Consider the following 21006-nt stretch of genomic DNA (forward strand, 5'->3'; position numbering starts at 1 on the left):
AAGCGGGCAGCTGATCACTTCCAGCGGAGCAGCGCCCCGAGCCCGCCGACCGGAACCTCTCGCTCCGCAACGGCCAGTGCCGCCGCGTCCGTCGCCACGGCCGACCGGATCAGCGCGTCGTCCGCCCGGGCGGGCCAGGAGTGCTGCTCGCCGAGGATCTTCAGGTCCGTTCGCCGCACCGCCAGCTGGTCCGGGTCCTCGCCGATCCACACCTCGCGGTGCGCGTCCGGCCCGTCCGGCCTGATCAGCAGCTCGTCGATGCGGTGCTCGCGCGCCGCCTCGACCAGCGCGGGCACGCCCTCCACGGCCCCGGGGCGGCCCTCGTCGTCCGGGTTCCGGGCGGCCCGGAACCGTTCCAGCTCCCCCTCGGCCTGCCGCGCCACATGCTCGGCGCGAGCCCGCTCCACGTCCTCGTCCAGGAGCCGGCTGCCGGTGCCGTGCGGCGCCTCGACGACGAGGTCGTGCAGCCGCTTGGGCAGCCGCTCGTGCACGGACCGCCGCTCGCGGTCGTCACCGACGAGAATCAGCAGGTCGGCGCGGGTCTCCTCCTGGCACACGGCGAGCGCGTCGGCGATCTCCGCGGCGTTGTGCTCCCAGGTGTTCTCCACCCGCAGCTGGAAATGCCGCTCGGACCAGTCCACGGAGCTCGTCCGGTGCACCGGCCACTGGCGCCCGGTGACGCTTCCGGCGCCCTCCCGGCCCAGTGCGCTGCGCAGCTCGAAGTTCGCGCCCTTGCGGTCGACGTACGCCACTACGCACACCGGGTCCTCACCGGCCAGTTCCAGCAGCGGCGTGACACGCGGCAGCGGGGCCCATTCGGCCCAGGCGCCCCCCTGCGGTGGACGGGCCAGCGGCGGGTCGAGGACCACCTCGCCGGCGCGGGCGAACAGGGCCCGGCCATGCGGTTCGGAGGAGTGCCGCAGGTCATCGATCGCGCTCCGTACGGCCTGGCAGGTCGCCTCGTCCGCGCCCTGGTCGGCCAGCTGCCTGGCCATCGCCTGGGCCGTGAGCTGCCGCTCGTGGGGGGTGTCCTCCGTATGCCGGGAGGTGTCGACGTACACCGAGGCCCAAGGCCCGGGGTGTTCGTAGAGTGGGTGCAGAAAGGCGAGATCCATGGCTCCCTCCCGGGTGCCGCTCGGGGGTAGTGCTCAGTTGCTCCCGGGGCGGGTACCCGGACCGCATGAACGAACACGACGAGCGGGGCAACACCATGACCGGAGTGGATCCTGACCGGCTGGACGACCAGCAGCTCATGAAGGAGCTGGAGACCATCCACCGCACGCGCCACGACACGCTGCTCTACGGCTCGAACGACGCGCTGCGGGCCCACAACGAACGCATGGCGCAGCTCGAGGGCGAGTTCCTGCGCCGCAACCCGCGCCGCCCGGTGGCCGCGGGCCGCACTCGCGAAGGGGCCCGTGAGCGGGGCAGCGGGGAGGCGACGACTCCCACGACCCCCGGCACCTGAGTCGCTCCGGAGGCAGGACCGGCACACACGCGAACCGGCACCGACCGTGGCCCGCCCCAGACCGACCGGCCCGGCGCCGCGCCCCGGCACGAAGCCCGGCCGACACAGAGCCACGTCCCGACCCGAACCCGGCCCGCACCGCCATCGGCGTGCCCGCACCAACTCGGCCGACGTCGGCCCGGCCCGTGACACGGGCCCAGCCGCACCATCCCGGTTGCCTGCCCTCACCATCTCGGCCCGGCCCGGACCGCCATGCGGGGTGGCCCGCGCCTACATGGTCGGCGTCGGCGCCGGTCCGTCCCACGGGCCCAGCCGCACCGTCCCGGTGGCCCTGGCCCCACATCTCGTCCGGCCCGCACCGTCATCCGGCGATGTGCCCACGTCGGCCCGCGACCCAGCCCTCCCCGCCCGGTCGCCCGCTCCCACAAACTCGCCCCGCTCAGCACCGCCACGCCCCGGCCGCGTCGGCCCGCCCCGGCAAGGCCGCGGCCGCTGTCCTTCACAGCACGGCCCTCCACCCGCCCACGCGGCGCAAGACCCGTCGGCGCGGCCCGGCCAAAGACACGAACGGGGCCGGGCCGGTACAGACCCGGCCCGGCCCCGCGGCTGAGTGCCCGGCTCAGCGTCGCACCGGCTCCCGTCCCCAGTGCCGGTGCGCCGCGATCGCCGCCACGAACGCGTTCAGGAACTCCTCGCTCGCCGGGCCCGGCGACGTGTCCGTCACCACGCCCTGGTCCGCGACCACGCGCTGGAACTCCGTGGACAGCCTCAGCCCCTCGGGCTCCAGGGCCGACAGGACGCCCACGCCCGAGCCGAGCGCGCCCACCGGCTTGCCGTGCCGGTAGGCGTCCCGCACGAACCGCACCGCGTCCGGGTCGGCCGCCGTCGGCGGAGTGCCGACAGGCCCGCCGGGCAGCAGCACGGCGTCGTACAGCACGGACGCCACGGTCGGCAGCGCACGGTCGACCGTGTACGTCGCACCGTCGGACCCGGTGATCGTCCCGTCCGCCGCGGCCAGCGCCTCGACGATCGCCCCCTCGGCGGCCAGCCGCTCCCGCACGGAGGTGATTTGCTCGGCGTCCACCCCGTCGGTGACGAGCACCGCGATCTGCCGGGTCCGGATCGAACCGTCCCCGCGCAGCGACTCCAGGCTGAGCGCGGGGGAGGCCAGCTTGGACGCAGCCCCCGCACCGGACGGCTCCGGCACCCCGACACCCCGAGCCACCTGCACCGCCAGCTCCCCGTCGACCTTGGCCAGGTGCTCGACCGTACGCGCCCGCACGGTCATCGCGCCCACCTTGCCGAGCTCGAACCGGAACGCCTCGACGATGTGCTGCTTCTCCCAGTCCGCCATGCTGTTCCAGAACATCGCCGGCTGGCTGTAGTGGTCCTGGAAGCTGGGACTGCGACGCCGGATCTTGTGGCCGTCCACCCGTTCGGCGTAATGCGTGTACGCGCCTGTCCCGGCGCCCGCGTGGGCCGGGCAGCCTCCGCCGAGCGAGTTCGGGAAGTAGTTCGTGCCGGAGTGGATCGCGCTCTGGTGATAGCCGTCGCGCTGGTTGTTGCGCACCGGCGCGACCGGCCGGTTCACCGGCAGCTGCGAGAAGTTGGGCCCGCCGAGCCGGATCAGCTGGGTGTCTAGGTAGGAGAAGTTCCGCGCCTGGAGCAGCGGGTCGTTGGTGAAGTCGATCCCGGGGACGACGTTCGCCGTGTGGAAGGCGACCTGCTCGGTCTCCGCGAAGAAGTTCTCCGGGTTGCGGTCCAGCACCATCCGGCCGATCGGCCGCACCGGCACCTGCTCCTCCGGGATGATCTTCGTCGGGTCGAGCAGATCGAAGTCGAACGCGAACTCGTCGTCCTCCGGCACGAGTTGCACGCCCAGCTCCCACTCGGGGTACTCGCCCGCCTCGATCGCGTCCCACAGGTCACGCCGGTTGAAGTCCGGATCGCGGCCCTGGCACTCCTGCGCCTCGTCCCACACCAGCGAGTGCGCGCCGAGTCGCGGCTTCCAGTGGAACTTCACGAACGTGCCCTTGCCGTCCGCGTTCACGAACCGGAAGGTGTGCACGCCGAAGCCCTGCATCATGCGGTAGCTGCGCGGGATCGCCCGGTCCGACATCAGCCACATGATCGCGTGCAGCGTCTCGGGCTGGAGCGACACGAAGTCCCACAGGGTGTCGTGCGCGGACGCGCCCGTCGGGATGTCGTTGTGCGGCTCGGGCTTCACCGCGTGCACGAAGTCGGGGAACTTGACGCCGTCCTGGATGAAGAAGACCGGGAAGTTGTTCCCGACCAGGTCGTAGTTCCCCTCCGACGTGTAGAACTTGGTCGCGAAGCCGCGCACGTCCCGCACCGTGTCCGCCGAGCCCTTCGGGCCCTGCACGGTGGAGAACCGCACGAACACGGGCGTCCGCACGGCCGGGTCCTGGAGGAACGCCGCACGGGTGAACTCCGCGCAGGACTCGTACGGTTCGAAATAGCCGTAGGCGCCCGCGCCCCGCGCGTGCACCACCCGCTCCGGGATCCGCTCGTGGTCGAAGCGGGTGAGTTTCTCCCGGAAGTGGAAGTCCTCCATCAGCGTCGGGCCGCGCTCGCCCGCCGCCAGGGAGTCGTCGGTGTGGTCGACCTCCACGCCCTGGTCGGTGGTGAGCGGCCCGCCGGCCGGATCGTCCGCCCTGAACGCCTCGCGCTGCTCCTGTTTCCGGTCGGCCGCAGAGGCCATCAGGCGGCCTCCTCGGCGAAGACGTCGAGGAAGGTCTCGCAGAACGCCTTCAGGTCGTCCGGCTTACGGCTGGTGACCAGCTTGTTGGCACCGTGGTCACAGACCTTCACCTGCTCGTCGACCCAGGTGCCGCCCGCGTTGCGGATGTCGGTCTGCAGGCTCGGCCAGGAGGTCAGCACACGCCCGCGTACGACGTCCGCCTCGACCAGCGTCCACGGCGCGTGGCAGATCGCGGCCACGGGGCGGCCCTGCTCGAAGAAGTCCCGGACGAACGCGACGGCCTTGTCGTCCATCCGCAGGAAGTCCGGGTTGGCCACGCCGCCCGGCAGCACCAGGGCGCCGTACGAGCCCGGCGCGGTCTCGCCCACGACCTCGTCCACGGGGAAGGTGTCCGCCTTGTCGAGGTGGTGGAACGCCTGGATCTCCCCCTGCTTCGTCGACACCAGCACGGGCAAGTGCCCGGCGTCCTTCACGGCCTGCCACGGATCGGTCAGCTCGACCTGCTCGACGCCCTCGGGCGCCACCAGAAATGCGATACGCATGATGTTCAACGTCCTTTCCCGGAGCGGGCGGCGCTCCAGCGCGCCGCGTCGCTCCTCGCGTTCTCGTCCTTCTTGCGGTTCCCGCGGCTCGTGCGCACGCACCGCAGCAACTCCTCGCCGTACGGCAGCAGCACGCACGTGCCGATCGCCGCGGCGATGCCCGCCAGATAGCCGCGCGACAACGGCCGCCGGCGCGGCACCAGCCGCCAGGCGTCGGGGTCCCCGCGGCCGCCGCGCAACAGCGACTTCACCTGGTCGGCGTGCAGGCACATCAGGGAGGCCAGTGCCCCGAACGGCAGCGACTCCAGAAAGCTGTGGATGTGCTGCTCGAGCGGCTTGACCTCCCGCTCGCTCTCGACGGCCGTACGGACGTCCCACAGTGCCGTCGCCTCGTGCACCGCGGCCCCGCCCAGCTGCACGCTCAGCAGCAGCGGGTTCACCTCGTAGCGCAGCGTCAGCGCGATCGGGATGCCGACCTCGGCCATCATCAGCGAGTGGATCAACGACTCCTTGGTGCCCGCGGTCTCCTCGATACGGGTCCGCCGGTGCATCACCCAGTCGGCCACCCCGGGCACGAACCAGCTGGGCAGCAGCCCGTACAGCAGGTAGCGGGTCGTGGCGTCACCGACGTCGACGTCCCCCACGCTCGGCTTCGCTCGCGCGGGGGGACCCCCATCGCCGGTGGCACTGATCTCCTTCGCCTGGCCGATGCTCACACACCTCCTCGGGCGTCGGGCTCCGCGCGGCTGATGTCCGCGAGCGCCGACGCGGGGTCCTCGGCCTCGGCCAGGTCGCCGAGGCTCACCATCCCCACCGGCAGCCCGTGCTCCACCACCGGCAGCCGGCGCACCGCGTGCTCGCGCATCAGCGTGACCGCGGTCGCCACCCGGTCGTCCGGCGTCACCGTCACCGGGTCCGGCGTGCACACCGACTGCGCGCTCACCGTCATCGGGTCGGCACCGTCGGCCACCGCCCGCACCGTGATGTCACGGTCCGTGAGCACACCGATCACGTCCTGCCCGTCGGCCACCACCACGTCGCCGATGTTCTGGGTGCGCATCAACTGCGCCGCCTCGACGAGCGAGGCGTCCGGGCGTACGGCGACCACACCCGGCGTCATCACGTCCTTCACCAACTCGGCCATCACTGAAGGCCTCCGTCCGATCCCCCTCGGGCGGGGCCACCGCGGGCGGGGCCGGCCCGCCCGCGGTACGCCCCGATGCGGTCCCTACGCGTACTCCTCCGGTCCTGTCTCCCGGGCCCGGACCAGGGCCTGGGCCAGCTCCTGGACATTGCCGAAGCGCTCCTGGCGCGGCAGCCGCTCCAGGGCCTCGACGAGGGCGTCGGGCGCCTGGTGGCCGCGCAGCTCGCGGGCCAGGTCGCGCGCGCTCGCGGGGAACGCCCGGCGGCCCAGGATCCGGGCCAGCTCCAGACGCACCGACTCCAGGGACGTCGGCGCACGGCTCGGCGTCACCGGCCCGTACGCGACCTCGGGGTCGTCCTCGGCGGCCGGCTCCGGGTCGTGCCACTCCTCACTGCGGGTGGGGTGCCCGGACCTGAGCAGCCCCTGGAGTTCATGCTTCATCTCATCGTCACGGTGGACGCTCAGCCGGTCGCTGCCTCGCTGCATGTCTCCCTCCAGACGTTCGGGGGTCCGCACCGCGTACCCGTACACCGCGAGCCGACACGGGCTCGCCACCCCGGATCGGCGCTGTCCGCACTGGTTTGCGCCAAGGCCTGCGGGAGACCCGGATCACACCCCCCACACATCTCTGGGGAAGGACACGCCATGGCGTTGCTCGCTGTGCTCATTCCGCTGTTCATGCTCGGAGTGGTGCTGGTGCTGGGCCGTTACGAGGAACTGCTGCTGCCGCAGGACGACGCCGACCGGCGCGAACCGGCCGGCGTGCCCACCGGGGCCGCGTGTCGGACGAAAGGAAAGAGTTCAGTCCCCATGGCCCTGACCTGGGCACTGAACTCTTCTCTGCATGGAAGGAAGTAGCGACCCTCGCGCCGAACAGTTCAGTGCGCAGACCGCGATCGCACCGGGCCGCCCACGGCACCAGCGGCTCCCGAGTCAGGCTGGGGTCCAGTGCCCTGCTCGTACAGCCATTCCAGCCCCCACTGTATGGCGTCGGTGATGGTCATGCCGACCGAGTACGACAGCCAGCGTCCGCGCTGGGCGAGCCAGGCGACGAACTCGTGGGTGCCACCGCCGGAATCGCACCGGATCAGGGTCTGCCGTCCGCGTCGGTAGGGCTTGGGCAGCTGGGCCAGGGCCAGTTGGGCTGCGGTGATGTGGTCGCTCGCGGTGTTCGAGCCCGCGTTGCCTGGCCGCAGCAGGCCCACGACCGGTTCACCGGACCCGCCCTGGCCATGGTCGACGAAGCCCATCAGCGGGTGGTGTCCGAAGGTTTTCTTCCAGGTCGCGGTGGCGTCCTGCTTCTCGGAGTGCGCCAGGACGAGGACGCCGTCGATATCCACGATCACCTGCCCGCCGGCGTCCGGCGCTGCTTCACCGGCCAACCGCCATACTCGTTCGCGCACTTCGGCGCGGGCGGTGCGGAGCGCGGTCAGGGCGCGTTTCCCGCCCGCGGCGAGCGTGTCGATGAGCCGGGAGACTGTTGGGTCGGAGGCCACCGGCCCGAACACGGCCGGCTCGGCCCGCAGCATGCCGACATCGGCCAGACAGTCGCCACCGAGTGACCGCAAGTGCTACATCCAGCAGGATCTTGCCGGGATCGTGCACCGCCCGAGCCTTGTGCCAGGGCGCCAATGCCGTTGATATCGCCGCATCCAGACCGGTCTTGTTGACCGTCTTGACCAGCAGCACGGCCCCGGCCTGGGAGACCACCGACCGGCCGCCGCCCTCAACGCGGACATGCGGGTACGACCCGATACGCTTCTTCACCTGAGAAGTGCTTCTTTCCACGGAACGATCTGGACCCTCGACAAGTCCTATCGTTGCAGGTCAGGAGCACTTCTCGCGTTTCTGATCAAGCCTTGGACAGCCCACCTCGTGAAAGCGCGAGGCTAGCAGGCAGTTGCGACGGTCGTCGACCTCGCGGGGGCGGATACCGAGGAACACCCGAACTCTGGGGATCTCGCCGGGGAACCGGCGCTCGATTGTGCGGTCGGCCGTCTCAGGTCGTGTCCGGCGCCGAGGCCAGCGGGAACATGACCCGTTTGAGGAACTGCCAGGAGGCGGAGGCCGACATGCTGTCGTCGCTCGGCAGCGGTTCGATCGGCGTGAGGTCCGGCGCAGGGGCGAGGTCCGGGGGCTGCCCGTAGTCCGGGCCCGGCGCTGGGGCCGGCGCTGGGTCCGGACCCGGTGCGGAGCCTGGGGTCTGGGCAGTCCGGCGGGCGAGGAGACACTCCTCCAGGAAGGCGAGGGCCCGGAGGTGATAGGTCCGCGCCGCCCATCCGAGGCTTATGTTGTGGCCCGCGTCCGGCTGGTGGTCCACCTGCACCCGCACCGAAGCCAGCGGCGCGGTCAGGTCGGCCACGGCCTGCGCGCCGAACTGCCACCACGGCTCCTGCTCGGCGAAGGTGAAGCGGACCGGTACCGTCACCGAGGCAGCGAGACAGGCGTACATCTCAGGCCAGAGCGGCAGTTCCTGGATCTCCTGGACGGGAATCGAAGCAAGCAGCGAACGGCAGCGGCGGAAGGTTTCCGCAGGGTAGAGAGCGGGGTCTCCCCAGTGCCGGTACCCATCGATACGACCGACCGAGTGCCGGGGGAGTGTCGCGTCCGCTGCCGGAGTACTGCCCAGGCCCGAGATGTCCAGACCGATGATGCGGTCGTCCAGATCCTGAGCGGCCATGGCGAGCGCGGTCTTTCCGCCACTGGAATGCGCCACCACGAAGAAGCCCTGCCCGGTTTCCCGCGTGCGCGCGAAATCTTTCAGAGCGGCACGCAACAGTACGGCCTGCTCCTGGGTCGGCGCTCCTTCCGGCAGGAGCGAAGCCGACTCCCCGTATCCGGGACGGTCCAGCGCGAGGACGGTGAACCCGAGCTTCGCTCCCACATCCAGAAGCGAGTGTCCGGGCTCGGCGTGACTCTCGAAGTAGCCTGCCCGGATTCCGCTGCCGTGCAGCGCCAGGACCACCGCCCGGGGACATCCGGACGGAGGTTCCGCGAGGAGGCCGGAGAGAGGGACACCCAGGGCGTCGAGAATGATCCGGGAGGCCATTACTCCGGGCCGCCCGCGCCGAGGAGCGCTTCCAGTTCGCTGATCGCTCGGGCCGGATCCGTGTAATGGATGGCGTGCCAGCCTGCCCTCCTCGCCCCTGCGCAGTTCTTCTCGATGTCGTCGATCAGAACGCATTCGTGCGGCCGGAATCCGGTGAGCTCCTCGGCCACTCGGAAAATACCCGTCTCGGGTTTACGGCTGCCGACCTCGAACGACATGACCAGTTCCTTGAAGAGCCCCTCGGGATGGACAACCCGGCGCCAGTGTTCGTCCCAGGCCGGCACCATATTGGACATCAGTCCGACGAAGACTCCACGGGAGGTGAGCTGCCGCAGGTGCGCGACCCACGGCTCGTTGGCCGTGCGGCCCTCGAACCAGCGTGCCGGGAAGTCGGACAGGTCCACCTCCACGCCTTCGTCAGCGCGCAGTACATCCTGGACCTGCTCCGACCACTCTTCCTGGGTGACGAGCGGGGTGTCCAGCGGTGCCAGCAGGTCCACCCCGTAGGAGTCGGCCACCTTTTCCATGGCCGCGAGTAGCTGCTTCGGAGAAATCCCGATCTTCGCGCAGAAGTTGGCCACTGTCACTTTGGTGGACGGAATCTCCAGAACGCCTCCGTAGTCCGTCCAGACGGCACGGACCGGAGAGCCGGCGGACCGCTGCATCTCTACCTCCTGACGATTCGGGAGCGGTGCCACCGTCACTGCCCCATCGCCAGACCGCCGCCCACGGGAATCGAGGCACCGGTCACATACGACGCCGCGTCGCCGGCGAGGAACCGGACGACCTCGGCGACTTCCGTGGGCGTCCCCACGCGCCGCAGCGCGGTCTGGGCCAGCAGGCCGTCGCGGCGCTTTTCCTTCACGCCCTTGATCATGTCCGTCTCGATCAGACCCGGAGTCACCATGTTGACCGTGATGTTCCGCGAGCCGAGTTCCCAGGCGAGCGAGCGGGTGAGACCGAGCAGTCCGGCTTTGGAGGACGCGTAGTTGACCTGGCCGGCGGAGCCGAGGAAGCCCATCACCGACGACATGAAGACGATGCGTCCCCAGCGGGCACGGATCATATCGGGAGCCACGAGACGGGCACAGCGGAACGCTCCGACCAGATTCGTCTCGAGGACGCCTCGGAAGTCGTCGTCGGACATCATCGGAGCCAGCGCGTCCTTGGTGATGCCGGCATTGGCGATCAATACCTGTACCGGGCCGAACTGCTGGGCGACCTCGGCCAGCGCCCGCTCCGTGTCCTCGCGGTCTGTGACATCGCACCGCACACCGAAGAATTCAGCAGGAGGCTCACCGTTTCGGTAGGTCACGGCGACCTTGTCACCGGAACTCGCCAGCACCCGGGCGATCTCCAGTCCGATGCCGCGGTTTCCGCCCGTTACCAGGACTGTCCTGCTCATTTCAGCTCCTCGCTGTGTGAAAGATCTGGCGGTGCTGCCGGTGAGGCGAAGTCACCTGGTGGACGCCGGCGGGCGAACCTCGGTACGGACGGCGGCCACGGTCGCACCCGACTGCTCGAAAGTCACCGAGACCCGGTGCGGCGACTCCTGCCGAGCCTCGAAAGCCGCGACGACGCGTACCGGCGAGTCCAGTTCGGCGAAACGTGAGAACGAGGCTTCGAATGCGGCTGCCGAGCAGGTCCCGTTAGTTCCGCCGATGGTCCCGGAGCTTGAATACAGCAGCAGCGCCGACTGGCGTGCGGCTTCCATCAATACCATGGCCGGAATATGGTCGTAATCGTGGTCGAAAAGCCCGCTGTTGCCGAAGTCGGGTGCCAGCGCGGCGGTCAGCGAGGCCTGCCCCGCGTCGAAATCGACATCGGAGAGCACGACGTTCGCTGGATTACGGCGTCCCACCCGAGCCGGTCGTTCGGCGTTCTGCCTTGCGTCCGGTGAGCGGAACGCCGAGGTCATGGGCGGAGTGCTGCCGCGTTGCATGTACCGGAGCGACGCATACTGCGCCGTGGGTGCGGAACTCACTCGAATGTGAGCGTTTCCCACCGTTTCTCCGGCGAGTTCCAAACTGATGTCGAAACGCAGTGCGGTGATGCGGTTCCTGCGATCGTACGCCGGTGTCATGGTCTCGCTCAGAAGCAGCTCGCCGGGCTTTCGATCGATGATCAGTGCATCGCCGTGGTGGAGATCGATCGCCCAGTCGTTGACCATGAAGGTGGTCTTGAGGGGTATGTCCAATTGCGCGTGTGCACCATAGATGGAGGCCTGTCGGCATATCTCCAGCAGGAGCAGTGGGTCGTACGTCGCAGGAGTCCCCAGGTGATCATTGAAATAAGCATGGGACAGCGGGAGCTGCGCTGCCGACCGAAAGGTCAGATCGCCGGTCCGCTGCATTCCGGTGACAAAGACTTCGGCGACTGAAGCCCGGTGGACCATACGTCGATCGACAGTCTGATGGAATCCGAGAGTTTCCAGGACTCCTGACCTTTTCCGTTCCGGAGCAATCTCCGAGGTCGTCACGACCCAGGCCCTCCTTCTGCTGTAATTCCGCCGCCCATCGGTCTTAATTCAGGAACGTAGGCTCCCCTGTGCGCCAACTCAAGGGAGATACCACTTAGAACGAGGCGGTGGTACCTCCTAGGAGGTACGGGGGATGCCGCTTCTCGGGGATCGCGGTACACATATGAACGCGGTGCCGGGAAAAGGGGTTTCGGGCAGAGGAGGCCGCAAGTGGTGCAGCGGCTGAGCTGCCTCGCCGACGGCGATGGAACGCCAGGGGGTGTCCGCAAAGTCGCGTCGCTCGCCCCGAGGGTGGTCCCTGCGGCGTCATGGGCTCCCCCTTGAGGGCGCTCCGGCGCCTTGCGATCGCACGCACCAGACGCCGCCGGGCCCGCCCTCCGGGCGGACGACGGGAATTTGACGACAGGGCCTAGGCGGGGGAGGTGAGTGCCTCGGGGATCCTGGCGAAGGTCTCCTGGACAAGCTTCATCAGGCCGTCGCGGCCGCCCTGGCCGCCCTGTGCTGTCCAGTGCAGGGACGCCGTGTGCCAGGCGGCCACGAAGATCTCGACGGTCAGCCGTAGGCGTACCCCGTCGACGCCGGCACCGGACCGCTCGGTCACCGTGTCAACGATGGCGCGCGTGGTCTCCTGGCAGTATCCCAGGCTGTGCGCTTGCAGGGCGGGAACGCCCTCCGACAGCTCACGGGTGGTCAGGAAGCGGCGGGCCCAGTCCGTGTCCATGGCGCCCAGCGTGGTGTCGAGGGCTCCGCGGAGAGCCTCCAGGAGCGGGCCGTCCAGCTTCGAGGTGGCCACGCAGTCCAGATATGCCGACCACAGGTCGCTGTCGGCGGCGAGGGCGACGTCCTCCTTGGACCGGTAGTTACGGAAGAAGGTGCGCTTGGAGACCTCCACCGCGTAGCACAGATCGTCGAGCGTGGTGGCGTCGTACCCGCGTTCGGTGAACAGGCGCAGCGCGGTCTCGGCCAGGGCTCGGCGCGTACGCAGCTTCTTCCGTTCCCGCAGTGGCAGGTCGCGCAGATCGTCACTCACGTCCACGAGCCTACCACTCAGAAGCGATTGCGCTTTGACAGCTAGTGCCACTTAGTGGCACTGTCGCCTTGGTGGCCGACTGCGGCTGTTTGAACGTCTCCTGAAGGAGCCTGAACTCGTGACTACCGTCCCCACGGGCCGCTCACGCCCAGCGATCACGCTGGTAGTGGTGTTACTGGCCTTCGTCACTGTGCCGATGTCCATCTCGGGAGCGGCTGTCGCTCTACCGGACATCGGTGAAGATCTGCACACCGCGGGCGCACCACTGCAATGGGTGATGAACGCCTACAACCTGACCTTCGCCTCATTCATGCTGGTCACCGGATCAGCGGCCGACCTGATCGGCCGTCGCAAGGCCTTTGCGGCAGGTGCGGCTGTGTTCGCCGTCGGCTCGGTCGCCGCGGCGGCCGCACCCGGCATCGTCCTGCTCGACATCGCCCGAGCCGTCTCGGGCATCGGTGCGGCGGGTGTCTTCGCCAGCGGTGGCGCGATCCTCGCCACGACCTTCGACGGCGCCGCCCGCACCCGCGCCTTCGCGGCCCTCGGGAGTGCCGCCGGCCTCGGCCTGGCCGCGGGCCCCACCTTGTCCGGCTGGCTGGTCGGCGCGCTCGGCTGGCGTGCCACGTTCGGGTTGCACGCCGCGCTGGTGGTCGTGGCGCTGGCCGGCGTCGGTTTCGTCGCCGAGTCGCGTGCCGAGCAGCGTCCCCGGCTGGACGTGACCGGTGCCGTGGTGTTCGTCGCGGGTCTCGGTCTGCTCGTCCTGGGCGCGGTCCAAGGTCCGGAATGGGGATGGGCGAGCGCAGGCGTGCTGTCGCTGCTCGTCGTCGGCGTGGGGCTGCTGGTGTACTTCGTGATCCTGCAGTCGCGCTCCGCCGCGCCGGTCCTGGACATGTCGCTGGTGAAGAACCGCCGGTTCTTCGCGCTGTGCATGGTGCCTGTGGTGTCGACCTTCGGCTTTGTGACGCTGCTGACGTATCTGCCCACCTACCTCGTGGGTGCGAGCGGCTTCTCGCCCCAGCGCGCCGGAACGGTGCTGCTGCTGATGACCGCGCCGGTACTCCTGGCCCCGCCGCTGGCCGGAAACCTGGTCAACCGAGGCGTGTCACCCCGCGCGCTGATTACGTTCTCGCTGGTGATGTTCGCCGGCGGCAACGCGTGGCTGACCGTGATCGGCCCCTCCACCTCCCTCGCCGTGATCGCCGGTCCGCTGTTGATGACCGGGCTGGGCGCCGGTGTGTCGTTCGGCGTGGGCGATGGCGCGGCGATGAGTCTCGTCGAGCCCGAGCAGGCCGGAATGGCCGCCGGGTTCCTCAACACCATGCGCATCGGCAGCGAGGCCATCGTCATCGCCGTGTACGGCGCCGTCCTGGTCAGCCTCATCAGCACCCGCGTCGGATCGCCGGAACTGGCCGCGGAGGTTGCTGCGGGCGACCTGTCCGGCAGCACCTCCGGCGTGTTGGCCGACGGGTTCACCCACGCACTGCACATCGCGCTGTACGCGACGGCCGCCGTGTGTGCGATCGGCGCGGTGGCCATCGCCGCCGCACTGGTCCCGCCGCGCCGGGACGCCGCCGCGACGACCGCGGCCCCCGAGAAAGCCCCGTTGCCCACAGAAGTGGGCTGACCTCGTGCGCATAAGATCCCGTATTCCGCGGCGTACATAAGACACGGCGCTTCGCCACCTTCATGACCGAGGTGGCGGAGCGCCGTTCACGTGCGCTGGAACTTGTCCGCCTTCCTGTCCGAAGTGACGGGAGGCACCGTCCATTCGGATACTGACAGGGCGATGACGACACCGCTTCGGTCGCCTGGGCCAGGATCGTCACCCAGCTCCAGGCCGAGGCCGACGCGAAAGGGCTGATCACCTGGGACGTGAACGTCGACTCCACCGTCTGCCGGGCCCATCAGCACGCCGCCGGGGCGGCGAAAAGGGGGACCTGCACAAGGAGCCACCCGGCGGCATCCGCGTCTTCATGCTCCCGGAATACCCTGAAGCGCTCGCGGTTCTGGGCCACGACCTGGCGCGTGCCGAACTGGGCATCGCGCCGCACGCTCTTCGCGTTTCCCAGGCCCGGACCCGGCCGTCCGGCCGGGGGGCTGAGCGACAGCCAGGGCCGGACACGTCGCTGTGCCCCGCCCGGCCGTGGTTGCCGGGTTCAGCTCTGCGGCTGGACCGTCACCGTGCTGGAGAACACGAGGTGTTCGCCCTGGTGGGCCTTGACTGTGACGGGCATCCGGCCATCGGGCTCCGGTATGCCGGGTTCGGCCGTGATCAGGCAGCGCTGGTCGAACTCGACGTACCGGTAGAACGTCGTGTCGAAGTCAACGGGCACCATCGCCCGCGGCATCGTTGCCACCTGCGCGGCTTGGCCAGCGGCCTCCAGCAGCACCATTCCGGGGATGTGATCGTGCGGGTGGTCGAAGAGCACCCGGTGCGAGGTGTCGACACGCAGCAGCCACGTGTGGTTCCCCGGGGTGGGGGACAGGACGACGTTGTCGGTGTTGCTGCGGCCGACGTGGGAGGCCGGTACCGGAGGGGTGAGCGGGAGGGACCGCGCGAAGGCGCGGGCCGCGTCTACGTAGTCGCCGCGCAGGCGGTTGTAGATCGCCGGTGGGTGGGCGCTGTACCGCAGTGTGGCGGTTCCTATCGGCTTGCCCGCGAGCGTGGCTTCCACATGGGAGGTCAGGTGTACCGAGCCCAGCCGGCGTCGCTTGACCTGCGGGTGGGTGACGAGCAGCTCGACCTCGGCGGAGTCGGACCCGGTGGGCAGTGCCCCGGGGTCGACCGTGGACTGTATCTTTTCCCAACCCAGGCGATGGGTGAGAGGGATGTCGTGGACGGTGTGGGTCAGAAGGGCCAGTGCCTGGCGCAGACTCTCCGTCAGCAGCAGCGAGCTGTAGCGTCCACCCTCGACGTAGAAGCTGTGCTGCCGGGGCCAGCGCGCGGTGACTAACTGAGACGTCTCGGAGAGCGGGCGCCAACCGGTGACCATTGCCTCCTCCTGAACGGACTTGCGCACCAGGCTCCCGGTAGCTGCAAGGTGGGCCGCATCCTGCGGTCCGGTGTTGGTGAGGGTCATGACGCGTTCTCTCCCCCTGGGGTCGGGCGTTGAATAGGCCGCAAGGACATGGAACACCCCTCCGCCCCACTAAGATAAAGAATAGTATTTTTCTTGAACGTCTGATGGGCGAGGTGCGCATGGCAGTGCGAGAGGTGAAGCAGGAGAGGGCCGTGCGTACCCGTGCGACCGTCATATGCGCGGCGGCGAAGGTGTTCGCGGAATCCGGCTTCGCCGGTGCCAGCGTCTCGCGGATCGCCGAGCGGGCAGGCTTGACCCTGGGAGCGGTGTACTTCCACTTCAAGTCCAAGGAGGAGCTGGCGCGCGAGATCGTCAGGAGCCAGCCGGACCTCGTTGTGCCGCCTCAGGACTCCCAGGGTTTGCAGCGCGCCATCGACGTCACGCTGACGTGGGCCTATCAGCTGCTCGACGATCCCGTGCTGCAGGCCGGCGCCCGCCTGGTCATGGATCAGGAGCACTTCGTCCCCAAGAGCGAGAATTCCCACCAGCAGTGGATGTCCGTCCTGCTGCGGGACTTCAGGGACGCGCAGAGCCTGCGGGAGCTGAGGCAGGGAGTGGACGTGGAGGCGTACTCCCGCCTGATCGTCAGCGCCTGTACCGGGGCGCAGATGCATGCGCAGCTGGAGACCTCCCGCTCCGACCTGCCGAACCGCGTCGAGGAACTTTGGCATTGTCTGCTGCCCGCGATCGCCGTCCCCAGCGCGGCCAAGAGGATGCAGTTCGGCAGGGAGCGAGGGGTGAGGGCATGAGGCAGTGGGCGGACGCAGGGCTGAGGATCGTGGTGACCGGAGCGACGGGGGCGGTCGGTCGGCACGTCGCCTGTCGCCTGGGAGGGCGGGGCCAGGCTCGGCTGCTGGTGCGGGACGCGGCCAAGGCGGCGCGCTTGGGGCTGGCGGACGGTGTCGTCACAGGGGACTACCAGGATCGCAGCCGCCTTACGGAGGTGCTGGCCGGGGCGGACGCCGTCTTCGTGGTGACCGCCAATCCACTGTGCCCCGAGGACGACGAGAACATCCTGGCCGTCGCTCGAGCTCAGGGAGTGCGACGGGCGGTGAAACTGTCCTGGACCGCCGTGGCCGACCCGGATGCCACCGACCTGATCGCGCGGTGGAACCGCGACAGCGAGGCCCTGCTGCGCGACTCGGGCCTTGACTGGTCGGTTCTGCGGATGCGCTCGCCCATGAGCAACACGCTGGCCTGGGCGCCCGCCATCCGTGAGGAGTCAGTGGTCAGAAGCCTGGGAGGTGGCAGTCCTACGGCGTGTGTCGACCCGTGCGATGTGGCCGAGGTGGCTGTGCGGGTGCTCACCGAGCCGGGGCATGAGTCCAGGACGTACGCTCTGGCCGGCCCGGAGGACCTGACTCCGCGGGAGCAGACCCGGCAGCTGTCAGACGTGCTGGGACGCCCGTTGCGCTTCGAGGAACTGACGGCTGATCAGGCCCTGGCGCGCTGGCGTGAACGTCTGCCGGAACCGCTCGCGCGGGCGCTCCTGGAAGTCGCCGAGCGGCGCGGAGGGCCGGGCGCCGAGCACGGCGAGAGCGATCTGGAGGCCCTCTTGGGGCGCAAGCCCGCCACCTATCGGCAGTGGGCCGTCGATCATGCCGCGAACTTCGCGTGACAGTGGGTCGTTCGGGTCACGGCAACGGGGCATGGACTGCCCGGCACAGGAGCAGGCAGCGGGAGACAGGGGAGGGGCCATGGCGGCAACCCATGGATTGCTTCGCGACAAGACCGTGATGATCACGGGAGCTTCCAGCGGCATCGGCGCGGCGGCGGCGAGGCTGTTCGCCGAGCAGGGAGCAGCGGTGGTGCTGATGGCGCGCCGGGAGGAGAAACTGCGCGCGCTCGCCGGCGACATCGTTGCCGCGGGCGGTCGTGCCCTGGTGACAGTCGGGGACGTGACCGATCCGGACGACGTCGAACGGGTGGTCGGGCAGACAGTCGAGGAGTTCGGTCGGCTGGACGCGGCGTTCAACAACGCCGGTTGGGGCTCGATCGGCACTCCTCTCCACGAGACGGACGACGCGGTCTTCCGGCGGATCATGGACGTGAACGTGCAGGGCGTCTGGAACTGCCTCAAGCGCCAGATTCCGGTGATGCTGGAGCAGGGGCACGGCGCGGTCGTCAACACCTGCAGTACCGCTGGTGCCTTCGCGACCGGGGCCATCGCGCCCTATGTGGCGGCCAAACATGCGGTGCTGGGGTTGACGAAGGCGGCTGCAGCGGAATACGGCGACCGGGGCATACGGATCAACGCCTTGATGGTCGGCAGTACGCGCACCGAGCTGATGGAGACGGCGATGGAGCGGATTCCGCAGCTGGAGCAGGCTGCCGTCGCCCGCGCCATACAGCGCCGCCTTGCCGACCCGGTGGAGGTGGCGCAGGCGGCGGCCTGGCTCTGCAGCGATCAGGCGTCCTTCATCACAGGAGCCGGCGTACCGGTGGACGGTGGATGCAGCGCAGTGTGAGCGCCGGGCGCTTACGCGCGGTCACTTTGCGCATGCCGCATCGGGGACGCTGTCCCAAAGGTCGTCGGCGTCCACGGGCAGCGTGATGGCCCACACGTTCATGCCAGGGGTACCTCGTCGGGTGGCGCGTGTCGCAGGCGTTCGCAGACGACCGGTGCCCACAGAGCGCGCCAGTGGTCGACCGGCGGACACGCGCGGATGCCGCGACGCGGCTGTACAAACCCACCGGCGCGATGACCGGGGTTCGTACAGCCGACGCCCTTCCTACGGCACGCACATGGCCGGGCGGACCACAACGGCACAGCCCACGCTGCCCTCGGGGCCGACCGATGTGATCACGGCGGCACGCTCCCGCTCCGTGTCCAGCCGTTCGTCCTGCCAACGGGCCAGTACCGCGGCCAACTGGAGCGCGCCGTTCGCGCTGTCCGTCTCTCCCAGGACTGGCTGGATCGCCAGGCGGTGCGGCCGGTCGGACGCCTGGGTGGTGGTGAAAACTGCGCGCAGGGCGTTCTCCTCCACCCCCGCCCAGCCGCGCCGCCCGGACACGCCCGGTACGGCCACCGCCACGTCCTCCGTCGTGACCTCACTGCGGGCCAGCGCGGTCCGTACGCAGTCGGCCAGGCGCCGGGAGACGCCGGAAAGACCACGGGCCGGATCGGCGAATCCCACTTCGCAGGCGAGCAGACGGGCAAGCGGACGAGGACCTTCTCGCCCTTCTCCGCGGCCGTCACCGGCTTCGAGGACATGCACCGCCCCGCCCTCGCCGAGCGGAACGCCCGGGGCCAGACCCGCTGAGCGGTGCCACGCCCAGGCGCGCTGCGGCGAGAGCTCTTCGAAAGAGCCGGTGAGCAGCCGCCGGGCATGCCCGGCCAGCAACGCGTTGCGAGCGAAGCGCAGGGCGTGCAGGCCCGCCAGCGGACCACCCGACACCGTGGAGTTCACGCCGGTGAGACCGAGCCGGATCGCCGCCCGGCCCGCGGCGGAGTTCATCAGAATGCCCGGGAAATGGGATGGGTTGACGAAGTAGGGACGCTCCTCGACAAAGGTGTCCCGGATGAAGTCACCGACCCTGCGGGTGCTGCCGACCGAGGTCCCCAGGACGATGCCGGTGTCCGTCGGTTCGATCTCCGCGGTGTGTTCGGGCAGTTCTCGCAGGGCCATGGCGCAGGCCACCGAGGCCAGTTGGTCGGTCCTCGTCAGCCGGCTCAATCCCTTGCGGCCCAGAAGGTCTGCTGGGTCGAACCCGGGGACGGACAGGACACCCGGCTCCGGGGAAAGCCGGCGGCCGCGACCTCATCGCCCGGGTCCTGCTCCGCGGGCATGCCTCGGCGCAGCGCGTCCGCGAGCGCGCCCAGGCCCTGGCCCGCCGCGCTGAACACAGTGCACTGAACCACGTCCACGGGCAGCACGGGCGGCGGTGATGCCTGGGCCGCCGCCTGCGACGGAGAGGGCCTGCTCTGCGTTGACACGGAACTCATGCGGCTATATCTCCGAAGATCGTGACGGCGTTGTTCCCGCCGAAGGCGAACCCGTGGTTCTCCACCACGCGCATACGCTTCCTGCGTGACTTCACCGGCACGCAGTCGACATCCGGTCCCAGCTTGGGGTCCACGGTGCGCACGGTGGTGCTGGAGGGCAGGAACCCTTCATGGAGGGCGGCGCAGGACACGAGAGCGCCGAACGCGGCCGCCGCGCCCATGGTGTGCCCGAGCGCCGACTTGATGGAGCTGATCGGCGGGACCCGGCCGCCGAAGGCATCCCGGACGGCCGCGATCTCGGTGGAATCGTTCGCTTCGGTGCCTGTGCCGTGTGCGCAGATGTAGTCCACGTCCTCCGGCTTGATTCCGGCATTGCGGTGGGCGCGCCTGATGCATTCCGCGATGGACGGCGCATGCGGATTCGTCATGTGATGCGCGTCACACGACATGCCGTAGCCGAGGACCTCCGCGTAGATGCGCGCACCCCGCCGGAGCGCCGAATCGAGCGGCTCCAGCAAGAGGGCGGCGCCGCCTTCCGCGGTGACGATTCCGTCGCGGTTCTCGTCGAAGGGCCTGGGCACATCAGCCGCGAGCGCACCGAGCCGGTGGAAACCGGCGTGCGTGGCCCGGTTGGACGCATCGGCCCCACCACACAGCGCCAGGTCCGCCTCACCGGAGCGGATCAGGTCGAAGGCGTACCCCACCGAGTAATTACCGGCCGCACAGGCCGTGCCCACGGTGAGCGCCTCGCCGGAAAGGCCCAGCTCCACGTTGACCGCCGCGGAAATCCGCCCCGCGTCAACCTGGTCGATCAGGCTGACGTCGAGATGTTCCGGCCCCCGGGAGACCCACTGTTCCCCCAGGTCCTCAAGCACCTGGGACTCGCCGTTCGTCGTACCGAAGCAACTCACCGTACGGAGGGAGGACATCTGTGGGATGCCGACCCCCGCGTCCTCGACTGCCATCCGGGCCGCAGCGGCGGCGAACTGACTGCTCCGCCCCCACTCCTCGGGCGAGATCTGGTGCAGGTATTCCGCAGGGCTGAAGTCACGGACCTCGCCGGCAAGCACATGCTCGAACCCGGTGGCATCGAACTGTCCGATCGGACCGATCCCACTACGGCCGGCCCGGATCGCAGCGATGAACGCCCGGGCGCCCATGCCCAGACTGCTCACTGCGCCGATGCCAGTGACGACCACACGCCGCATGCCCTGATCAAGCACTGACAGCCCCCGCACCGCTGTACCGGCCGAGGATTTCGAACACCGCCGTCATGTCGTCCAACTCGACGACGCCTTCCTGCGGGACCTTGATGTGCAGGTCGCGCTCGAACCGGGAGTACATCTCGATGACGAGGAGCGAGTCCGCGTCGAAGTCGTCGGCGAAGCTGTTGGTGTCGCCCAGCTCGGCCGGGTCCACTTCCAGGACATCAGCCACAATCTGCCGGGCCTTCTCACGCAGGTCGTCCTGAAGGGCGTTGGCGCTCATCTTCTTCATCCTCCGGTCGAATTGGTCTCACAGGAGCCGTTTTCTGGGCCCGGGTAGT

At 69.4% G+C, this 21006-nt stretch carries 22 protein-coding genes and 2 pseudogenes; 7 read left to right on the forward strand and 17 right to left on the reverse strand.

What is annotated here, in order from left to right:
* Positions 1-14: 14 nt before the first annotated feature.
* On the reverse strand, positions 15-1115 hold the full coding sequence (locus V8690_RS35770) for a Vms1/Ankzf1 family peptidyl-tRNA hydrolase (RefSeq protein WP_338784200.1): 1101 nt from the start codon (positions 1113-1115) through the stop codon (positions 15-17).
* A 65-nt stretch (positions 1116-1180) separates the two neighbouring features.
* Here V8690_RS35770 and V8690_RS35775 point away from each other — a divergent pair, with 65 nt between their 5' ends.
* Positions 1181-1468 carry a DUF6158 family protein gene (locus tag V8690_RS35775; protein ID WP_338784201.1) on the forward strand — a complete coding sequence of 96 codons (288 nt, stop codon included), beginning with the start codon at positions 1181-1183 and terminating at the stop codon, positions 1466-1468.
* 619 nt (positions 1469-2087) lie between these two features.
* On the opposite strand, the gene V8690_RS35780 is transcribed toward V8690_RS35775, so the two are convergent.
* From V8690_RS35780 to V8690_RS35800, 5 genes are all read right to left on the reverse strand, one after another.
* Positions 2088-4190, reverse strand: coding sequence for a catalase (locus V8690_RS35780; RefSeq protein WP_338784202.1), 2103 nt, complete (start codon positions 4188-4190; stop codon positions 2088-2090).
* Positions 4190-4732, reverse strand: a complete 543-nt coding sequence (locus V8690_RS35785; protein ID WP_338784203.1) for a type 1 glutamine amidotransferase domain-containing protein — start codon at positions 4730-4732, stop codon at positions 4190-4192. Before V8690_RS35785 ends, V8690_RS35780 begins: the two co-directional genes overlap by 1 nt.
* Before the next feature lie 5 nt (positions 4733-4737).
* Positions 4738-5376, reverse strand: a complete 639-nt coding sequence (locus tag V8690_RS35790; protein WP_338785571.1) for a diguanylate cyclase — start codon at positions 5374-5376, stop codon at positions 4738-4740.
* 68 nt (positions 5377-5444) lie between these two features.
* A complete protein-coding gene (locus V8690_RS35795) occupies positions 5445-5876 on the reverse strand; it encodes a CBS domain-containing protein (RefSeq protein WP_338784204.1) in 432 nt (143 codons plus the stop codon).
* Between the two features lie 84 nt (positions 5877-5960).
* Positions 5961-6362 carry a DUF2795 domain-containing protein gene (locus V8690_RS35800; protein WP_338784205.1) on the reverse strand — a complete coding sequence of 134 codons (402 nt, stop codon included), beginning with the start codon at positions 6360-6362 and terminating at the stop codon, positions 5961-5963.
* Positions 6363-6521: 159 nt separating this feature from the next.
* On the opposite strand from V8690_RS35800, the gene V8690_RS35805 reads away from it, so the two are divergent.
* Positions 6522-6734 (forward strand): hypothetical protein, encoded by a 213-nt coding sequence (locus V8690_RS35805; protein ID WP_338784206.1) that lies wholly within the window; start codon positions 6522-6524, stop codon positions 6732-6734.
* A gap of 125 nt (positions 6735-6859) precedes the next feature.
* Here V8690_RS35805 and V8690_RS35810 read toward each other — a convergent pair.
* The 6 genes and pseudogenes from V8690_RS35810 to V8690_RS35835 all read right to left on the reverse strand — a co-directional run.
* Positions 6860-7643: pseudogene (locus V8690_RS35810) on the reverse strand (transposase); the annotation flags it as partial.
* A 232-nt stretch (positions 7644-7875) separates the two neighbouring features.
* The gene (locus tag V8690_RS35815) at positions 7876-8841 is read right to left on the reverse strand and encodes an alpha/beta fold hydrolase (RefSeq protein ID WP_338784207.1); all 966 of its coding nucleotides are present in this window, start codon (positions 8839-8841) and stop codon (positions 7876-7878) included.
* Positions 8842-8924: 83 nt separating this feature from the next.
* On the reverse strand, positions 8925-9590 hold the full coding sequence (locus tag V8690_RS35820; protein ID WP_338784208.1) for an HAD-IA family hydrolase: 666 nt from the start codon (positions 9588-9590) through the stop codon (positions 8925-8927).
* A gap of 35 nt (positions 9591-9625) precedes the next feature.
* Complete coding sequence (gene fabG / locus V8690_RS35825; protein WP_338784209.1) at positions 9626-10330, reverse strand: 3-oxoacyl-ACP reductase FabG; 705 nt, start codon at positions 10328-10330, stop codon at positions 9626-9628.
* A 51-nt stretch (positions 10331-10381) separates the two neighbouring features.
* Entirely contained in the window at positions 10382-11404 is a 1023-nt protein-coding gene (locus V8690_RS35830) for a ScbA/BarX family gamma-butyrolactone biosynthesis protein (RefSeq protein ID WP_338784210.1), read from the reverse strand.
* Positions 11405-11813: 409 nt separating this feature from the next.
* Positions 11814-12434, reverse strand: a complete 621-nt coding sequence (locus V8690_RS35835; RefSeq protein ID WP_338784211.1) for a TetR/AcrR family transcriptional regulator — start codon at positions 12432-12434, stop codon at positions 11814-11816.
* 118 nt (positions 12435-12552) lie between these two features.
* Between V8690_RS35835 and V8690_RS35840 the strand changes: the two genes are divergently transcribed.
* Complete coding sequence (locus V8690_RS35840; protein ID WP_338784212.1) at positions 12553-14058, forward strand: MFS transporter; 1506 nt, start codon at positions 12553-12555, stop codon at positions 14056-14058.
* 185 nt (positions 14059-14243) lie between these two features.
* Positions 14244-14357 (forward strand): annotated as a pseudogene (locus tag V8690_RS35845) (IS5/IS1182 family transposase); the annotation flags it as partial.
* A 233-nt stretch (positions 14358-14590) separates the two neighbouring features.
* Here the strand turns inward: V8690_RS35845 and V8690_RS35850 are convergent.
* Positions 14591-15514 carry a ScbA/BarX family gamma-butyrolactone biosynthesis protein gene (locus V8690_RS35850; RefSeq protein WP_338784213.1) on the reverse strand — a complete coding sequence of 308 codons (924 nt, stop codon included), beginning with the start codon at positions 15512-15514 and terminating at the stop codon, positions 14591-14593.
* A 119-nt stretch (positions 15515-15633) separates the two neighbouring features.
* Between V8690_RS35850 and V8690_RS35855 the strand changes: the two genes are divergently transcribed.
* The 3 genes from V8690_RS35855 (at position 15634) to V8690_RS35865 (ending at position 17982) form a co-directional block, all read left to right on the forward strand.
* Positions 15634-16263, forward strand: coding sequence for a ScbR family autoregulator-binding transcription factor (locus V8690_RS35855; protein WP_338784215.1), 630 nt, complete (start codon positions 15634-15636; stop codon positions 16261-16263).
* The gene (locus V8690_RS35860; protein WP_338784216.1) at positions 16260-17132 is read left to right on the forward strand and encodes an NAD(P)H-binding protein; all 873 of its coding nucleotides are present in this window, start codon (positions 16260-16262) and stop codon (positions 17130-17132) included. Before V8690_RS35855 ends, V8690_RS35860 begins: the two co-directional genes overlap by 4 nt.
* A gap of 79 nt (positions 17133-17211) precedes the next feature.
* Positions 17212-17982: a glucose 1-dehydrogenase gene (locus V8690_RS35865; RefSeq protein ID WP_338784217.1), complete on the forward strand. Its 771-nt coding sequence runs from the start codon at positions 17212-17214 to the stop codon at positions 17980-17982.
* Between the two features lie 264 nt (positions 17983-18246).
* Here the strand turns inward: V8690_RS35865 and V8690_RS35870 are convergent, their stop codons facing one another.
* The 4 genes from V8690_RS35870 to V8690_RS35885 are packed head-to-tail and all read right to left on the reverse strand — an operon-like array spanning position 18247 to position 20948.
* A complete protein-coding gene (locus tag V8690_RS35870; RefSeq protein ID WP_338784218.1) occupies positions 18247-19191 on the reverse strand; it encodes a beta-ketoacyl synthase N-terminal-like domain-containing protein in 945 nt (314 codons plus the stop codon).
* The gene (locus V8690_RS35875) at positions 19188-19460 is read right to left on the reverse strand and encodes a hypothetical protein (RefSeq protein ID WP_338784219.1); all 273 of its coding nucleotides are present in this window, start codon (positions 19458-19460) and stop codon (positions 19188-19190) included. The genes V8690_RS35870 and V8690_RS35875 overlap by 4 nt, the downstream gene beginning before the upstream one ends.
* The gene (locus V8690_RS35880; RefSeq protein WP_338784220.1) at positions 19457-20668 is read right to left on the reverse strand and encodes a beta-ketoacyl-[acyl-carrier-protein] synthase family protein; all 1212 of its coding nucleotides are present in this window, start codon (positions 20666-20668) and stop codon (positions 19457-19459) included. The genes V8690_RS35875 and V8690_RS35880 overlap by 4 nt, the downstream gene beginning before the upstream one ends.
* 7 nt (positions 20669-20675) lie before the next feature.
* On the reverse strand, positions 20676-20948 hold the full coding sequence (locus V8690_RS35885; RefSeq protein WP_338784221.1) for a phosphopantetheine-binding protein: 273 nt from the start codon (positions 20946-20948) through the stop codon (positions 20676-20678).
* Between the last annotated feature and the right edge of the window lie 58 nt (positions 20949-21006).

The organism is Streptomyces sp. DG1A-41 (assembly GCF_037055355.1).
GTDB lineage: Bacteria > Actinomycetota > Actinomycetes > Streptomycetales > Streptomycetaceae > Streptomyces.